The sequence below is a fragment of the Pectobacterium zantedeschiae genome (assembly GCF_004137795.1).
In the GTDB taxonomy this organism is placed as follows: domain Bacteria; phylum Pseudomonadota; class Gammaproteobacteria; order Enterobacterales; family Enterobacteriaceae; genus Pectobacterium; species Pectobacterium zantedeschiae.
In genome coordinates this window covers 1,408,863-1,423,571 of record NZ_NWTM01000001.1, presented here as the reverse complement: position 1 = coordinate 1,423,571, position 14,709 = coordinate 1,408,863, and the positions used below count along the sequence as shown (strand labels likewise).

14 protein-coding genes are annotated in these 14,709 nt (G+C 50.6%); 9 read left to right on the top strand and 5 right to left on the bottom strand.

The genetic code is table 11. From position 1 onward, the window contains the following. The first annotated feature begins 421 nt into the window (after window positions 1-421). The 6 genes from aspS (at window position 422) to ruvB (ending at window position 5,752) form a co-directional block, all read left to right on the top strand. Window positions 422-2,218, top strand: coding sequence for an aspartate--tRNA ligase (aspS, locus tag CLR69_RS06525; RefSeq protein ID WP_129704600.1), 1,797 nt, complete (start codon window positions 422-424; stop codon window positions 2,216-2,218). Window position 2,219: 1 nt separating this feature from the next. Next, on the top strand, window positions 2,220-2,663 hold the full coding sequence (gene nudB, locus CLR69_RS06520; RefSeq protein ID WP_129704960.1) for a dihydroneopterin triphosphate diphosphatase: 444 nt from the start codon (window positions 2,220-2,222) through the stop codon (window positions 2,661-2,663). 23 nt (window positions 2,664-2,686) lie between these two features. Then, on the top strand, window positions 2,687-3,430 hold the full coding sequence (locus tag CLR69_RS06515; protein WP_129704602.1) for a YebC/PmpR family DNA-binding transcriptional regulator: 744 nt from the start codon (window positions 2,687-2,689) through the stop codon (window positions 3,428-3,430). A gap of 79 nt (window positions 3,431-3,509) precedes the next feature. Beyond that, complete coding sequence (gene ruvC / locus CLR69_RS06510; RefSeq protein WP_129704604.1) at window positions 3,510-4,031, top strand: crossover junction endodeoxyribonuclease RuvC; 522 nt, start codon at window positions 3,510-3,512, stop codon at window positions 4,029-4,031. A gap of 91 nt (window positions 4,032-4,122) precedes the next feature. Then, on the top strand, window positions 4,123-4,740 hold the full coding sequence (ruvA, locus tag CLR69_RS06505; protein WP_129704606.1) for a Holliday junction branch migration protein RuvA: 618 nt from the start codon (window positions 4,123-4,125) through the stop codon (window positions 4,738-4,740). A 7-nt stretch (window positions 4,741-4,747) separates the two neighbouring features. Further along, complete coding sequence (ruvB, locus tag CLR69_RS06500) at window positions 4,748-5,752, top strand: Holliday junction branch migration DNA helicase RuvB (RefSeq protein WP_039301096.1); 1,005 nt, start codon at window positions 4,748-4,750, stop codon at window positions 5,750-5,752. A 70-nt stretch (window positions 5,753-5,822) separates the two neighbouring features. Here ruvB and CLR69_RS06495 read toward each other — a convergent pair whose 3' ends face one another. The 3 genes from CLR69_RS06495 to CLR69_RS06485 form a co-directional block, all read right to left on the bottom strand. Beyond that, complete coding sequence (locus tag CLR69_RS06495) at window positions 5,823-7,202, bottom strand: carbohydrate porin (protein WP_129711407.1); 1,380 nt, start codon at window positions 7,200-7,202, stop codon at window positions 5,823-5,825. Between the two features lie 159 nt (window positions 7,203-7,361). Further along, entirely contained in the window at window positions 7,362-7,664 is a 303-nt protein-coding gene (locus CLR69_RS06490) for a PTS lactose/cellobiose transporter subunit IIA (RefSeq protein WP_129711406.1), read from the bottom strand. 175 nt (window positions 7,665-7,839) lie between these two features. Then, entirely contained in the window at window positions 7,840-9,168 is a 1,329-nt protein-coding gene (locus CLR69_RS06485) for a PTS sugar transporter subunit IIC (RefSeq protein WP_129711405.1), read from the bottom strand. Between the two features lie 458 nt (window positions 9,169-9,626). Here CLR69_RS06485 and CLR69_RS06480 point away from each other — a divergent pair, with 458 nt between their 5' ends. Continuing rightward, window positions 9,627-10,586, top strand: coding sequence for a LacI family DNA-binding transcriptional regulator (locus CLR69_RS06480; RefSeq protein WP_129704613.1), 960 nt, complete (start codon window positions 9,627-9,629; stop codon window positions 10,584-10,586). A 90-nt stretch (window positions 10,587-10,676) separates the two neighbouring features. On the opposite strand, the gene znuB is transcribed toward CLR69_RS06480, so the two are convergent. Together znuB and znuC are read right to left on the bottom strand one after the other, a co-directional pair. Next, window positions 10,677-11,462 carry a zinc ABC transporter permease subunit ZnuB gene (gene znuB / locus CLR69_RS06475; RefSeq protein WP_129704615.1) on the bottom strand — a complete coding sequence of 262 codons (786 nt, stop codon included), beginning with the start codon at window positions 11,460-11,462 and terminating at the stop codon, window positions 10,677-10,679. Then, the gene (gene znuC, locus CLR69_RS06470) at window positions 11,459-12,217 is read right to left on the bottom strand and encodes a zinc ABC transporter ATP-binding protein ZnuC (protein WP_120358337.1); all 759 of its coding nucleotides are present in this window, start codon (window positions 12,215-12,217) and stop codon (window positions 11,459-11,461) included. Before znuC ends, znuB begins: the two co-directional genes overlap by 4 nt. A 76-nt stretch (window positions 12,218-12,293) precedes the next feature. Between znuC and znuA the strand changes: the two genes are divergently transcribed. Together znuA and mepM are read left to right on the top strand one after the other, a co-directional pair. After that, on the top strand, window positions 12,294-13,313 hold the full coding sequence (gene znuA / locus CLR69_RS06465) for a zinc ABC transporter substrate-binding protein ZnuA (protein ID WP_129704617.1): 1,020 nt from the start codon (window positions 12,294-12,296) through the stop codon (window positions 13,311-13,313). Window positions 13,314-13,325: 12 nt separating this feature from the next. Further along, entirely contained in the window at window positions 13,326-14,648 is a 1,323-nt protein-coding gene (gene mepM / locus CLR69_RS06460) for a murein DD-endopeptidase MepM (RefSeq protein WP_129704619.1), read from the top strand. The last annotated feature ends 61 nt before the right edge of the window (window positions 14,649-14,709 follow it).

Below are 14,709 nucleotides of genomic sequence, written 5' to 3'. Positions count from 1 at the left end.
TCAGTTTCCACAAATCCCATGCCGTGCGCGCTGGCATGATCGTGCTGTTGTGCGGATAGATCTTCAGAAGATTAGCCGACTGCTATGCCGCTTTTCTGACGGTTTTTAGATCATCATATTCAGATGACTCGGTTTGCCTCTGATGTTCAGTTTTGCAACAACTCCGTCGCGATTAGTGAACATTCTGTTAACCGGAAAGGAAATTTCGTAAAAAGAGTAGGCGGTAGCGTCGCAGAGCGTTACCTTCATGCTTATCGTTCGGGCGAATATCCTTTATAATAGCCGCCTTTTTTCATCAGACAGTAACCCAGAAAAACCATGCCGTGCAGCGAAAATGCCACTGTTTTTGCGTTGTGATCTACCGTGAAACGTAATCCGGCGTGAAACGTGTGAGCTGGCGGATGAGTAAAAGGACATCGTGATGCGTACTAATTATTGCGGGCAGTTGAATTCGTCCCATGTGGGCCAGGAAGTGACATTATGCGGTTGGGTTAACCGCCGCCGCGATCTGGGTGGTTTGATTTTTATTGATATGCGCGACCGTGAAGGGCTGGTTCAGGTGTTTTTTGACCCTGACCGTCAGGATGCCTTTAAATTGGCATCCGAGTTGCGTAACGAATTCTGCATCCAACTCACTGGTGTAGTACGCGCCCGTCCAGAAAGCCAAATCAACAAAGACATGGCTACGGGTGAAGTCGAGATTTTTGCTAACGCTCTGACGATCGTTAACCGTTCTGAAGCGCTGCCGTTGGATTCCAACCAAACCAATACTGAAGAAGCACGCCTCAAATACCGCTATCTGGACTTACGTCGTCCTGAAATGGCACAGCGCCTGAAAACGCGCGCACGTATTACCAGTTTTGTGCGCCGTTTTATGGACGACCACGGCTTCCTGGACATCGAAACCCCGATGCTGACGAAAGCGACACCGGAAGGCGCGCGCGACTATCTGGTACCGAGCCGTGTGCACAAAGGCAAGTTTTATGCGCTGCCGCAGTCCCCACAGCTGTTCAAACAGCTGCTGATGATGTCCGGTTTTGACCGCTACTATCAGATCGTCAAGTGCTTCCGTGATGAAGACCTGCGCGCTGACAGACAGCCTGAATTTACCCAGATCGATGTGGAAACGTCTTTCATGACTGCGCCGCAGGTGCGTGAAGTGATGGAAAAGCTGGTACGTGAACTGTGGCTGGATGTGAAAGGCGTCGATCTGGGCGATTTCCCGATCATGACGTTCGCGGAAGCGATGCGTCGTTTCGGTTCCGACAAGCCAGACTTGCGTAACCCGCTGGAACTGGTTGACGTTGCCGATCTGGTTAAAGATATCGAATTCAAAGTGTTCTCTGGTCCAGCAAACGATGCCAAAGGTCGCGTTGCCGCTATCCGCGTTCCGGGCGGTGCACAACTTAGCCGTAAGCAGATTGATGAATACGGCAAGTTTATTGAAATCTATGGCGCTAAAGGTCTGGCTTATATCAAGGTCAACGAGCGTGCCAAGGGTCTGGAAGGCGTTCAAAGCCCGGTAGCAAAATTCCTGAGTGAAGACGTGCTGTCTGCCGTGTTGGATCGCACCGCGGCGCAAGATGGTGACATCCTGTTCTTCGGCGCGGACAGCGCGAAAGTGGTGACGGATGCGCTGGGTGCACTGCGTCTCAAACTGGGCCGTGACCTTAGCCTGACAAAAGATAACAGTTGGGAGCCGCTGTGGGTTGTCGATTTCCCAATGTTTGAAGAAGATGGCGAAGGTGGGTTGGCTGCGATGCACCATCCATTTACCGCACCGCGCGATATGTTGCCTTCTGAACTGGCGACTAACCCGGTTTCGGCGATCGCGAACGCCTATGACATGGTCATTAACGGCTATGAGGTGGGCGGTGGTTCCGTGCGTATTCACAGCGGTGAGATGCAACAAACCGTGTTCAGCATTTTGGGCATTACCGAGCAAGAGCAGCGTGAGAAATTTGGCTTCCTGCTGGATGCGCTAAAATATGGTACGCCGCCGCATGCGGGTCTGGCGTTTGGCCTTGACCGTCTGGTGATGTTGCTGACGGGCACCGATAATATTCGTGACGTCATCGCCTTCCCGAAAACGACGGCAGCAGCGTGTCTGATGACGGAAGCGCCAAGCTTCGCCAATCCAGCTTCGCTGGAAGAGCTCGCCATTGCGGTTGTCGTGAAAGGAAAAGCGGCTCAGGATGGAAAATCCGAGAACGAATAAGATGGTATACAAGCGACCCGTTTCGGTTCTGGTGGTGATCTATGCCCGTGACACCGGGCGGGTGCTGATGTTGCAGCGGCGTGACGATCCTGAATTCTGGCAGTCGGTAACTGGCAGTATAGAGGAAGGGGAAAGCGCGCCGTATGCCGCACAGCGTGAAGTCAAAGAAGAAGTTAACATTGATATATCCGCAGAAGCGTTATCACTCTTTGACTGTCAGCGCTGTATTGAGTTTGAGCTATTTGCTCATTTGAGACGTCGCTATGCGCCGGGGGTCACGCACAATACTGAACATTGGTATTGTCTGGCGTTACCTACTGAGCGCGAGGTGCAATTATCCGAGCATCTTGCCTACCAGTGGCTGGATGTGCCCCATGCGGCACAGCTGACCAAGTCCTGGAGCAACCGGCAGGCGATTGAGGAATTTGTTATTTATCCGGCCTGAACAGGCTTTTTTCGGAGATTTTTATGGCAGGTCATAGTAAGTGGGCGAACACAAAGCATCGTAAAGCAGCACAGGACGCCAAACGCGGTAAAATCTTTACCAAGATTATCCGCGAACTGGTCACCGCAGCCCGTCTGGGCGGTGGCGATCCGGGGTCTAACCCACGTCTGCGCGCAGCGATCGATAAAGCACTGTCCAACAACATGACGCGCGATACTCTGAACCGCGCGATTGCCCGTGGCGTCGGTGGTGACGATGATTCCAACATGGAAACCATCATTTATGAAGGCTACGGCCCAGGCGGCACGGCTGTGATGGTGGAATGCCTGAGTGACAACCGCAACCGTACCGTTTCCGAAGTACGCCACGCGTTTACCAAAACCGGTGGCAATCTGGGTACCGATGGTTCTGTTTCATACCTCTTCACCAAAAAGGGCGTTATTTCTTATGCGCCAGGTCTGGATGAAGATGCCGTGATGGATGCTGCGCTGGAAGCAGGCGCTGATGATGTCGTGACGTATGACGATGGTGCGATTGATGTCTTCACGCCGTGGGAAACGTTCGGTGATGTGAAGGATGCATTAGATGCGGCTGGCCTGAAAGCGGAGTCCGCTGAAGTGTCCATGATTCCGTCCACCAAGGCGGATATGGATGCAGAAACGGCACCGAAGCTGATGCGTCTGATCGACATGCTGGAAGACTGTGACGATGTGCAGGAGGTTTACCATAACGGTGAGATCTCCGACGAGGTGGCTGAACTGCTGTAATGGCAGATGGTGATGCAAAGTAGAAATCTCTACCCAGACGGGCGAATCGGCGGAGCGGCATGATGACAGTCGTAGCACCATGACAATCATAGTAGGCATCGACCCCGGTTCGCGCGTAACGGGCTATGGCATTATCCGTCAGCAGGGGCGTCATTTGACGTATCTCGGCAGCGGTTGTATTCGCACTGTGGTAGATGATATGCCCACGCGACTTAAGCTGATTTATGCTGGCGTCAGTGAAATCATTACGCAATTTCGCCCAGACTGTATGGCAATTGAGCAGGTTTTCATGGCGAAAAACCCGGATTCAGCATTGAAGCTCGGGCAGGCGCGAGGTGTGGCCATCGTCGCCGGTGTGAATCAGGATCTACCGGTGTTTGAATACGCCGCGCGTTTAGTTAAGCAAACGGTGGTTGGAACAGGCGCAGCAGATAAAAAGCAGGTGCAGCATATGGTTCGCTCCCTGTTGAAGCTGTCTGCCAGTCCGCAGGCCGATGCCGCCGATGCATTGGCGATTGCTATTACTCACTGCCACTTTAACCAGAGTCTGCTACGTACGGCGACGGCGAAAGTGAACCCGTTGGCAGGAAGACTGCGCTGAAACAGGAGGCTGGATATTCATCCAGCCTTTTTTATGTTATATACTCGTCATACTTCAAGCCATTCATTCCCTATGTAAAAGGAAGCGCAACGTGATAGGTCGTCTCAGAGGCATTATCCTGGAAAAACAGCCGCCGCAGGTGCTGATAGAAGCTAACGGTGTGGGTTACGAAGTCCATATGCCGATGACGTGCTTTTACGAACTCCCTGAGCTCAATCAGGAAGCGATCATTTTTACCCATTTTGTGGTTCGTGAAGATGCGCAACTGCTGTTCGGTTTTAATGACAAACAGGAGAGGGCGCTGTTCCGTGAGCTGATCAAAGTAAATGGCGTTGGGCCGAAGCTGGCGCTGGCGATTCTTTCTGGGATGTCTGCTACGCAGTTTGTCAGCGCAGTGGAGCGCGAAGAAATTGGTGCGCTGATTAAACTGCCGGGCGTAGGTAAGAAAACGGCAGAAAGGCTGGTCGTTGAAATGAAAGATCGCTTCAAGGGCCTGAGCGGCGATCTGTTCAATCCGGTCAGCGATATTCCGCTGGCATCGCCTGCTACCACAGACAATCGCGTTGGCGAACCTGAAGCGGAAGCCGCAGCGGCACTGGTGGCGCTGGGATACAAACCGCAGGAAGCCAGCCGCATGATTTCCAAGATCGCGCGTCCCGATGCAGACTGTGAAACCCTGATCAGGGATGCACTGCGCGCGGCGCTGTGAGGTATTGATGATAGAAGCCGACCGTTTGATTTCCGCTGACGCCGTTCCTGAAGAAGAATTTCTCGACCGCGCGATGCGACCTAAGCTGCTGACCGAATATGTAGGCCAGCCACAGGTGCGTGAGCAGATGGAAATTTTTATTCAGGCTGCGCGTAAACGTGGGGATGCGCTGGATCATCTGCTGATTTTTGGGCCTCCCGGTTTAGGTAAAACGACGCTGGCGAATATTGTTGCCAATGAGATGGGCGTGAATATGCGCACGACATCCGGCCCAGTGTTGGAAAAAGCAGGCGACCTTGCCGCGTTGCTGACCAATCTCGAGCCGCATGATGTGTTGTTCATTGATGAAATTCATCGCCTGTCGCCCGTGGTGGAAGAGGTGCTGTATCCAGCGATGGAAGATTATCAGTTGGATATCATGATCGGTGAAGGGCCCGCTGCCCGCTCAATTAAGCTCGATCTGCCACCTTTCACACTGATTGGTGCAACGACGCGTGCGGGGTCGTTAACCTCTCCGCTGCGCGATCGCTTTGGTATTGTGCAACGTCTGGAGTTTTATAATGTGGCGGATTTGCAGTATATCGTTGGCCGCAGCGCACAGTGTCTGGGACTGGATCTGACGCCTGAGGGCTCTCTTGAGGTGGCTCGCCGTGCACGTGGTACGCCGCGTATCGCCAACCGGTTATTACGCAGGGTGCGTGATTTTTCTGAGGTTAAATCAGAAGGTGCGATTACCGGAGCCGTGGCGACGCAGGCGCTGGATATGTTGGCGGTAGATACTGAAGGTTTTGACTACATGGACCGTAAGCTGCTGTTGGCGATCATCGATAAGTTTATGGGCGGCCCTGTCGGGTTGGACAATTTAGCCGCCGCGATTGGCGAAGAGCGCGAAACTATCGAAGATGTATTGGAACCGTTTCTAATTCAGCAAGGGTTCATCCAGCGTACGCCGCGTGGTCGAATGGCGACGCAGCATGCCTATCGGCATTTTGGCTTAACACGCGAAGAATAGTATCGTCTGAGTCTGTTTTCCATCTCGTTCACATTTAGGGAGACCACACGGTCTCCCTAAGTTTATGCGATTAGAACCAGGCTTCCCACATTGCCCCAACGTTGAACGAGTCGAGCTGCGTGTTGACCCCGGTCGTTGTCCGTGCGGTGTGTTTGTTATCCACTTCTCCACCAGTCACATAGAAGCGCAGCATCGGTCTGAACTCCGCTCCCATCGCAATTGAGACATTCTGGGAAAGCGTCAGTTTCCACCCTTTATTGTCACCGCCCTGGCCGTAATCTACATGCTGATAGCCCGCCTCAAGCCAGGTAGAATGCACGTCATTCCAGAAATACATGGGGCGAACGATGGCATTGTAGTTACGACGATCATCCTGACTCGCTGAGTCATTCGAGTAGTCATGGTAGGCCAACAGGTATTCGACCTGTGTTTGCGGCGTGAATTTGTATTTACCTTCGAAGCTGGCATAGAAGGTTTTCAGGTTGTTCGTTTTGTTGTAAACGCTGTTATCCGCATTGTCCGAATAGCGGGTGATAAACTGATTGAGACTATTTTTCCCCGTATGGCTCAGAACCGCACCGCCTTGCCAGGCCTTCATCCGTTCATCGCTATCCACCGCTTTTGAGTCAAAACCGTAGTTAGCGTACAGAGCAAGATCCAGCGGCCCCAGCTTGATGCCATGTACTTTGGAGGTCAGCGCGTAATTGCCTTTATCGCCCGTACCGGAGCTGCCAGTACAACTGATGCGTGAGGGGTTAGAGTTATCTGCTATCACTTGAGGATTACAGGATTCTACGGCACCGACAGCTGCCACATCGAATTGAATACCGCCGAGTTCAACGTTTTTTATCCCTGCACCCTGACCATCATGGTTCATCCAGAAGTAGTCGTTGATACCTTGCTGTGGACGCTGATGGAAATCACGCCCTGCCCAGAGATAGGCGTTTGGCTGAGAGGCGAAAAGGTTGGTGACGCCAGCATAGGCTTTTTTCAGGTTAACTTCATCACCCCAGTGGTCGATCATCACGACGACATCCCAGATAGCACCATTGTCACTCTTGAACGCCTTGGAAAGCTGGAACTCACCGCCATTGCCTTCGTTGCCTAAACGGCCCAGTGCGGAAGCACCATTATAGGAACCATCAACCGCAACATATTTCTGATCACCGCTCTGGAATTGCGCACCGTAACGCGCATAACCGGTAAAGTTGATGCCATAGGGGATCGCCATGTCAGGCGTCTTGGGGGCATCCGGTGTGGTCAGCGGGTCGACCTGCTTACTGGCGATGGCGTCTAATTTGGCCTGACGTTCCGCCAGCGCTTTTTCTACTGCCTGAGCAACAATGCGATCTAATTGCTCCTGGGTAATGGTTTCTTGTGCGAGCGCGGAACCGGAGCAAAGGGCAGCCAGCACCGCCAGCGTAACTGGAAGTTTTTTGCAATTTTTCATAGTCATCTCAATTCGGTAAGTTATTTTCAGACAATAATCATCCCGCTCTGATTGACGTGAATAATTGCACGGCGCTCAGAACAAGGTGATTGTTATTTTTCTAATAGTGCAACGTAATTAAATAACTGACGTAATCGACCCTCCCTTTAAGAGGCAATATTACCGCTGATAAAGATGAATAATTTCTTCTGATAATTCGCGGGCGAGCAGCGATGTCATTAAATGATCTTGAGCATGAACCATAATTAATGTCATCGGCTGTCTGGCTTCCCCTGCATCTTGTTCGATTAGCTGGGTCTGCATGTGGTGTGCCTTGCGCGCGTAAGCATCGGCCTCCTTCAACAAATATTTGGCTTCATCAATCTTACCTTTACGTGCAGCGTGCAGTGCTTCAAAACATAGGCTGCGCGACTGCCCCGCATTGACAATAATATCCATTACGGCATCTTCTAATGTAATCATCATATAACCTATTTTTTATGTGACAAAATACCCGCGGCAATGGTCTTATTCCCTATGCCGCATTCTTGAATGCTATTCATGACGGAAGATAATAGATGATGAAAATATTCCGTTGCTGAACGCGATATTTTATTTCCTCTATTTAATACGTTTGACGAGTTCTTTATTCACCCCATTAATTACTACCTACCGTTTTTGCAATCGACAGGCCGTCCTGCATTTTTTGCTCCTCGGTTTTCATCAACGTATGTTCATAAGCGCGCAGGAACGGTAAATACATCAGTGCGGAAAACACCATGCACAATATGCACATGATAAACGGACTGAAACTCCAGTTTGCGGCCCACGATGCACCAACGGGGGCTGGCGTCGTCCAGGGTGTTAATGATACGACCTGCGCTAGCCACCCCATTTTGGTTGCCGTGTAAGCCAGTACGGCATTGACCATCGGCACGAAGACGAAGGGCAGGAACAGCATCGGATTCATAATGATAGGGGCGCCGAACATGATCGGTTCGTTGATGTTAAAGAAGCTCGGTACGATGCCCATTCTGCCAATGGTGCGCAGATGAGTCACTTTGCTGCGCAACAGCAGGAAGGCTAGCGGCAACGTTGACCCTACGCCACCAATCAATAGATAGTGATCCCAAAAGCCCTGTAAATAGATATGCGGTAGTACTTCGCCTGCCGCCAGCGCGGCCTGATTCACAGCCAGATTGGTCATCCAGAATGGATTCATGATGCCCGTCACAATCAGTGAACCGTGGATCCCCGAGAACCAGAAAAGCTGGCACAGCAGCACAGATAGAAGGATGGCTGGTAGTGAGTCCGAGGCGGAAACCAGCGGTGCCAGCAGATGCATAATCGCTTCAGGAATGATCATGCCAGTTTGCGCTTCAATGAAGAGGTTAAGTGGATGCAATGTCGCGACAATAACCAGTACGGGAATGAGGACCTCAAATGAGCGGGCAACCCCGGTCGGTACTTCTTTCGGTAAGCGAATGGTAATGTTGTGCTGTTTCAGTGCTGCGTAAACACGGGTGGAATAGATAGAGGTCAGTAAAGCGGTGAATATCCCTTGCCCTGACAGATACTCCGTAGAAATTTTGTCATCGGCGTAAGGGGCGGCCACAAGCAGGAAAGCCATAAATGCCAGTAGGCCGGACATCACTGAATCGAGATTAAACTGTCGTCCCAGACTGGCCCCAACGCCCACGGAGATGAAAAATGTCATCACACCCATACTCAGCTCGAAAGGCAGCATCAACTGATCGCGGTAGATGATGGAAAAATCCAGCCAGGTACGAGCAAATCCGACCGTGGTATTGGCGGAAAATGGAGGGAAAATAAACACCAACATAAATGAGCCGATGATCATAAAGGGGAGTGCGGCAGTAAAACCATCGCGGATAGCAATCACATATTTTTGTTGCCCTAGACGCCCAGCCAGCGGGGTAATCGATTGTTCGATAGTGGCAATCATTGATTGATATAAGGAACTCATGTGAACACCTTTTCGTGTGTCACCGCGATGGCGACAGATCATCATCAAGTACATATCGCCACGTTGCATACCATAACCTATTGTATTAATAGGCCGGACGAGAACATCGTGTGTGGCAGCCTTTTGTGAAAGTGAGCCTATATCCGTTATCTTTCTTCCGCGATAGATCGCATTTTCCGTTAAGCAGAATGTAAAAACTTATTGCCAGGATGATTGGATATCATATGGAAACCGTTTTCCATGCAAAGAAAAAAGAAGTGTGATGACCGTCAATGTGTGATGATTTCTGGCGGTATTAATTAGATTTACATCACATCTTATTGGCAGAAATGCCTATTGGATGTTAAATGGATAATCGGTTTCCATGCCGAATAGAAACGGTTATACTGCAAAACAATAAAATGCGCTGTTGGTGTTAAGGGTTTCGAGTCGGATTTAGCGTTCTCCAGGGGCAAATGATGTCTACAATCAACGATGTATCGCGTTTAGCTGGGGTATCCAAAGCCACAGTCTCTCGGGTGTTGAGTGGTTCACGCGGTGTAAAGGAAGCCAGTCGCCTTGCGGTGTTAAAAGCGGTTGATGAGCTTAAATATCGACCGAATGTTATAGCCCAATCGCTGTTAAGCCAGTCAACCGGATGTATTGGCGTCATTTGCGCTCAGGACAACATCAACCAGACGACCGGCTATCTTTATGCGTTGGAAAAACACTTTAGCCGGCATCAAAAACATCTCTTATTGCGGTTTGCCAGCAGCAGGGCAGAAGTCATGAATGTGCTGGATGAACTGACCAGCGGCCTGTGTGATGACATTTTAATCATCGGTGCGCGCTTCCCGCTGAATCTGGCTGATAAGAGCATCATTCTGATCGATTGCATGGAGGCTGATACCACTAACAGCCTGCAATTCGATCACGCCTTCGCCACAGAAACGGCATGTAATTACCTGATTCGACAAGGACGACGGCAAATTGCGCTGATCAATCCCGCCGCGAGTAGTTCAGCGGAGCAAGTGCTTTTAGGGTATAAGCGGGCACTGGAAAATAACTTCTTGCCGTTTAACCGCAACCTGATTTTTATGGATGCATCTTCATCGTCTTCGGTAGCGCTGCAAGTGTTGCTTAATAACAGCACGACGCTGAATTTCAATGCGCTTTTGGTAGCGGATGAACAGGAAGCAAAGCGTGTTATCACACAGCTTCAGGCGTTTAATAAATCTGTGCCACAAGACATCATGGTATTCAGCCTTGCTGGCTCTCTCGATATTCCTGGCATTCCGGCGATTCCTGCAATTGAGTATTCGATGGATGCGGTGGCGGCTAGAATCGTGTCCTGGCTCAATGAGAAAACGCAAGATGTACTGGAGTCGTATGTTTTACGGGGTGATTTAATCATTCCAGATATGGCTAATCGGAAGTAAATGCTATTCGCGTGAAATCATCGCTCTCCAAAACATAAAGCCCTTCTGAATAGGTATTCGAGAAGGGCTTTTTTTAGTGCTTACTGTTGGCTAGGCGGGTTGTCGTTTAAGTAGGCTGGCAATAAATAGCAGCGATGCACACAGCACTACAGACGGCCCGGCTGGCGTATTGTAGCCAGCTGAGAAAGCCAAACCGCCCGTCACGGCAATCATCCCAACAATAATGGCGATGCTTGCCATTTGTTCCGGTGTTCGTGCGAAACGTCTGGCGCTGGCGGCGGGAATAATCAGCAGTGACGTAATGATCAATGCACCAACAAATTTCATGGCGATACCAATCGTTAATGCGGTGGTTAGCATCAAAAGCAGCTTAGTGCGCTGTAGCTTCACGCCGTCGACGTGTGCCAATTCTGGACTAATTGTCATGGAAAGCAGCGCGCTCCATTGCCAACGCATAACGGCAATAACGACGATCACACCAGCACCGATAACCCACAGATCCTCTGTTGTGACGGAGAGCAAATCGCCAAATAGGTAGGCCATTAAATCCACACGCACATTGTTCATCAGGCTGACGACAACCAACCCAAGCGACAGGGCGCTATGAGCCATGATACCGAGTAATGTATCAATGGCCAGATAGGGGCGGCGTTCCAGCCAGACGAGCCCTAGCGCCAGAATGAGCGTCACGGCAATGACGGCAGAAAACAGGTTAATGTTCAGCAACAGACCGAATGCGACGCCAAGTAAAGACGCGTGCGCCAGCGTATCGCCAAAATAAGACATCCGCCGCCAGACGACGAATGAACCGAGTGGGCCTGCCGCAATCGCCAGCAAAATCCCTGCCAGCCAGCCGGGAAACAGCAGTTCTATCATGCGTCGTTTCCACCTTGTCTTTTTAGAATGATACGCCCTTGTAGGTCATGACGATGATTATGATGATGGCGGTAAATCGCCAATTGCTCCGCACCACGGTGGCCAAACATCGCTAAGAATTCGGGGTGAAGAGAAACGACCTCAGGCGTACCTGAGCAGCAAACATGTTGATTAAGGCAGAGGACTTCATCGGTTTTCGCCATCACCAGATGCAGATCGTGTGACACCATCAGCACGCCGCAGTGGAATTCCTGCCGCAACTGGTTAATCAGATCGTACAACGCCAGTTGCCCATTAACGTCGACACCTTGCGTCGGCTCATCCAGAACCAGAAGTTGGGGCTGGTTGAGCAATGCGCGAGCCAAGAGCACGCGCTGGGTTTCGCCACCGGAGAGTTTCTGCATCGGCTGTTCCAGCAGATGTGCAGCCTGAACACGCTTAAGGGCAGGTAGGATATCCTGCTTTTTCACGCCAGGGCGCAGTTGCATAAAACGGCTGACCGTTAAGGGTAGGGTCGTATCCAGGTGTAGCTTCTGCGGAACGTAGCCGATGCGCAGTGCGGGATCCCGTACTAGCGAGCCGGAGGTGGGAGAAAGTAGCCCCAATACCACGCGCACCAGCGTTGATTTCCCTGCGCCATTCGGCCCCAGCAACGTCAAAATTCGACCTGCCTGCAGGGTAAGAGAGATATCTGACAGGATCTTCCGGCTGCCAAATGTCACTGAAATATTATTAAGTGATACCAATGTGGACATATAATTCGGTTTGCATAACTCATGTGACGTTATAATATAACAAACAACACGATAAAAATCGATGGGATCGATCTTCATGCAGCAGTCTATTCAACAAAAAAAATGTATTCAGCAAAAGAAATGGTTAAAAAGCGTGCTTGTTGCCAGTGCGTTACTCGCAAGCGGGATATCAATCAATGCGGCATCCGCTGCGGTCATTACTTCAATTCGTCCTTTGGGATTCATTGCGTCGGCGATTGCCGATGGCGTGACGCCAACCGAGGTTTTGTTACCTGATGGCGCATCGCCCCACGATTATGCCTTGCGCCCGTCTGATGTCCAGCGTTTACAGTCCGCCGATCTGGTGATTTGGGTTGGGCCGGAAATGGAAGCCTTTCTCGGGAAACCGTTAACGAAAATTTCACCCGCAAAGCAGATCGCACTTTCCGCCCTGCCAGCCATTAAATCTGAGTTGGAAAAAGAGGTCGGGCATGAGCATGAGAATGACCATGAACAGGCACATGATGAGCACGAAAAAGGCCACGATCACAGCAATACTGCCCATGATGACAGTGACGATGGTCATCATCATGGTGAGTACAATATGCACATTTGGCTCTCGCCGGAGATGACAAAACAGGCGGCAATTGCCATTCATGCAAAATTATTGGAACTTATGCCTCAGAATAAGGACAAACTAGACGCGAATCTGCTTTATTTCACGGATAAAATCGCGCAAGCAGATGAAAAAATTGTTAAGATGCTAGCGCCTGTGCAGGGGAAAGGGTATTTCGTGTTTCATGATGCCTATGGGTATTTCGAGAAACATTACGGATTAAGCCCCCTGGGACACTTCACGGTTAATCCCGAAATCCAACCCGGTGCACAGCGTTTACATCAAATACGAACACAGTTGGTTGAGCATAAAGCCGTATGCGTTTTTGCTGAACCACAATTCAGGCCAGCCGTTATTAATGCTGTTGCCAAGGGAACCGACGTGCGCTCGGGTGTGCTCGATCCATTGGGAAGCAATATTGCACTGGGTAGAGATAGCTATGCCGATTTCTTGTTGCAGCTATCGAACCAGTATGTGAGCTGTCTGGAGGAAAAATCATGAGGATACGAATAAGTGCAGCAGATAGTCCGAACTATCGCTCTGGCGTATAACAGCTTACCTCGGCCCCATCGCGTCATGCTGGGGTCGCTTACCGTTGTAACATTGGCCGTTGCTGTTTGGCGGCCTTTTGTTTATCCCCACGTCGATGATGCACCCGTCATCGTGAAAGATATCGACCTGGAAACCAACCAGTTGCGTACCCTGACGCCTGAAGCCAGTGAACCGATAGACCAACCCTCACCCGATGACGACATTCCACAAGATGAATTGGATGATAAGGTTGCCGATGAAAGCGGCGTACATGAGTACGTAGTCTCTACGGGCGATACGTTAAGCAGCATTTTGACGCAGTACGGCATAGATATTGCGGATGTCACCCAGCTTGCAGATCAGAATAAAGATTTGCGTAATCTGAAAATTGGTCAGCAAATTTCATGGGCGCTGGGAGAGAACGGCGACCTGCAAAGTTTGACCTGGCAGATGTCTCGTCGTGAAACTCGTATTTATGAACGTGTAGGCGCTGATTTTAAAGAGCGAATCGAGACGCTGAAAGGCGAGTGGCGTAACAGTGTTCTGAATGGTCGGGTCAGTGGTAGTTTTGTTAGCAGCGCGAAAAACGCAGGGTTGACGAGTTCAGAAGTGCGAGATGTGATCAAAGCGCTGCAGTGGCAGTTGGATTTCCGCAAATTACGTAAAGACGACACTTTCTCGGTCCTGATGTCCCGTGAAATGCTCGATGGTAAAAGTGAACAGAGTGAATTGGTTGGCGTTCGCCTAAATACCGGCGGTAAAGATTATTACGCTATTCGTGCAGAAGACGGTAAATTCTACGATCGCGAAGGTTCCGGTTTGACGCGTGGCTTTATGCGTTTCCCGACCATCAAACAATTCCGTATTTCCTCCAACTTTAACCCACGTCGTTTGAACCCGGTGACCGGTCGTGTTGCTCCGCATAAAGGTGTCGATTTTGCCATGCCGGTCGGTTCACCTGTTCTGGCCGTTGGGGATGGGGAAGTGGTAATTGCGAAGCGTAGCGGTGCTGCGGGCAACTATGTGGTGATTCGTCATGGTCGTCAGTATACGACACGATTTATGCACCTAAATCGCATATTGGTTAAACCTGGTCAGAAAGTGAAACGTGGCGATCGCATCGGGTTGTCTGGTAACACGGGTCGTTCCACTGGTCCGCATCTGCACTACGAACTCTGGGTCAACCAGCAGGCAGTAAATCCGCTAACAGCCCAGTTGCCGCGTTCTGAAGGGTTGGCGGGTAAAGAGCGTCGTGATTATCTGGCGCAGGTGAAGGAAGTGGTGCCGCAGCTTAAGTTTGATTAACCATATTTACTGCATGTTGTGCCGGTGGCTTGCTGCCGGCATTTTCATTTATAGAATACGA

What these genes read in the sequence shown, in the direction of transcription:
- aspS (WP_129704600.1), top strand. Translation starts at nt 422, where the DNA reads ATGCGTACTAATTATTGCGGGCAGTTGAATTCGTCCCATGTGGGCCAG.
- nudB (WP_129704960.1), top strand. Translation starts at nt 2,220, where the DNA reads ATGGTATACAAGCGACCCGTTTCGGTTCTGGTGGTGATCTATGCCCGT.
- CLR69_RS06515 (WP_129704602.1), top strand. Translation starts at nt 2,687, where the DNA reads ATGGCAGGTCATAGTAAGTGGGCGAACACAAAGCATCGTAAAGCAGCA.
- ruvC (WP_129704604.1), top strand. Translation starts at nt 3,510, where the DNA reads ATGACAATCATAGTAGGCATCGACCCCGGTTCGCGCGTAACGGGCTAT.
- ruvB (WP_039301096.1), top strand. Translation starts at nt 4,748, where the DNA reads ATGATAGAAGCCGACCGTTTGATTTCCGCTGACGCCGTTCCTGAAGAA.
- CLR69_RS06495 (WP_129711407.1), bottom strand. Translation starts at nt 7,202, where the DNA reads ATGAAAAATTGCAAAAAACTTCCAGTTACGCTGGCGGTGCTGGCTGCC.
- CLR69_RS06490 (WP_129711406.1), bottom strand. Translation starts at nt 7,664, where the DNA reads ATGATTACATTAGAAGATGCCGTAATGGATATTATTGTCAATGCGGGG.
- CLR69_RS06485 (WP_129711405.1), bottom strand. Translation starts at nt 9,168, where the DNA reads ATGAGTTCCTTATATCAATCAATGATTGCCACTATCGAACAATCGATT.
- CLR69_RS06480 (WP_129704613.1), top strand. Translation starts at nt 9,627, where the DNA reads ATGTCTACAATCAACGATGTATCGCGTTTAGCTGGGGTATCCAAAGCC.
- znuB (WP_129704615.1), bottom strand. Translation starts at nt 11,462, where the DNA reads ATGATAGAACTGCTGTTTCCCGGCTGGCTGGCAGGGATTTTGCTGGCG.
- znuC (WP_120358337.1), bottom strand. Translation starts at nt 12,217, where the DNA reads ATGTCCACATTGGTATCACTTAATAATATTTCAGTGACATTTGGCAGC.
- znuA (WP_129704617.1), top strand. Translation starts at nt 12,294, where the DNA reads ATGCAGCAGTCTATTCAACAAAAAAAATGTATTCAGCAAAAGAAATGG.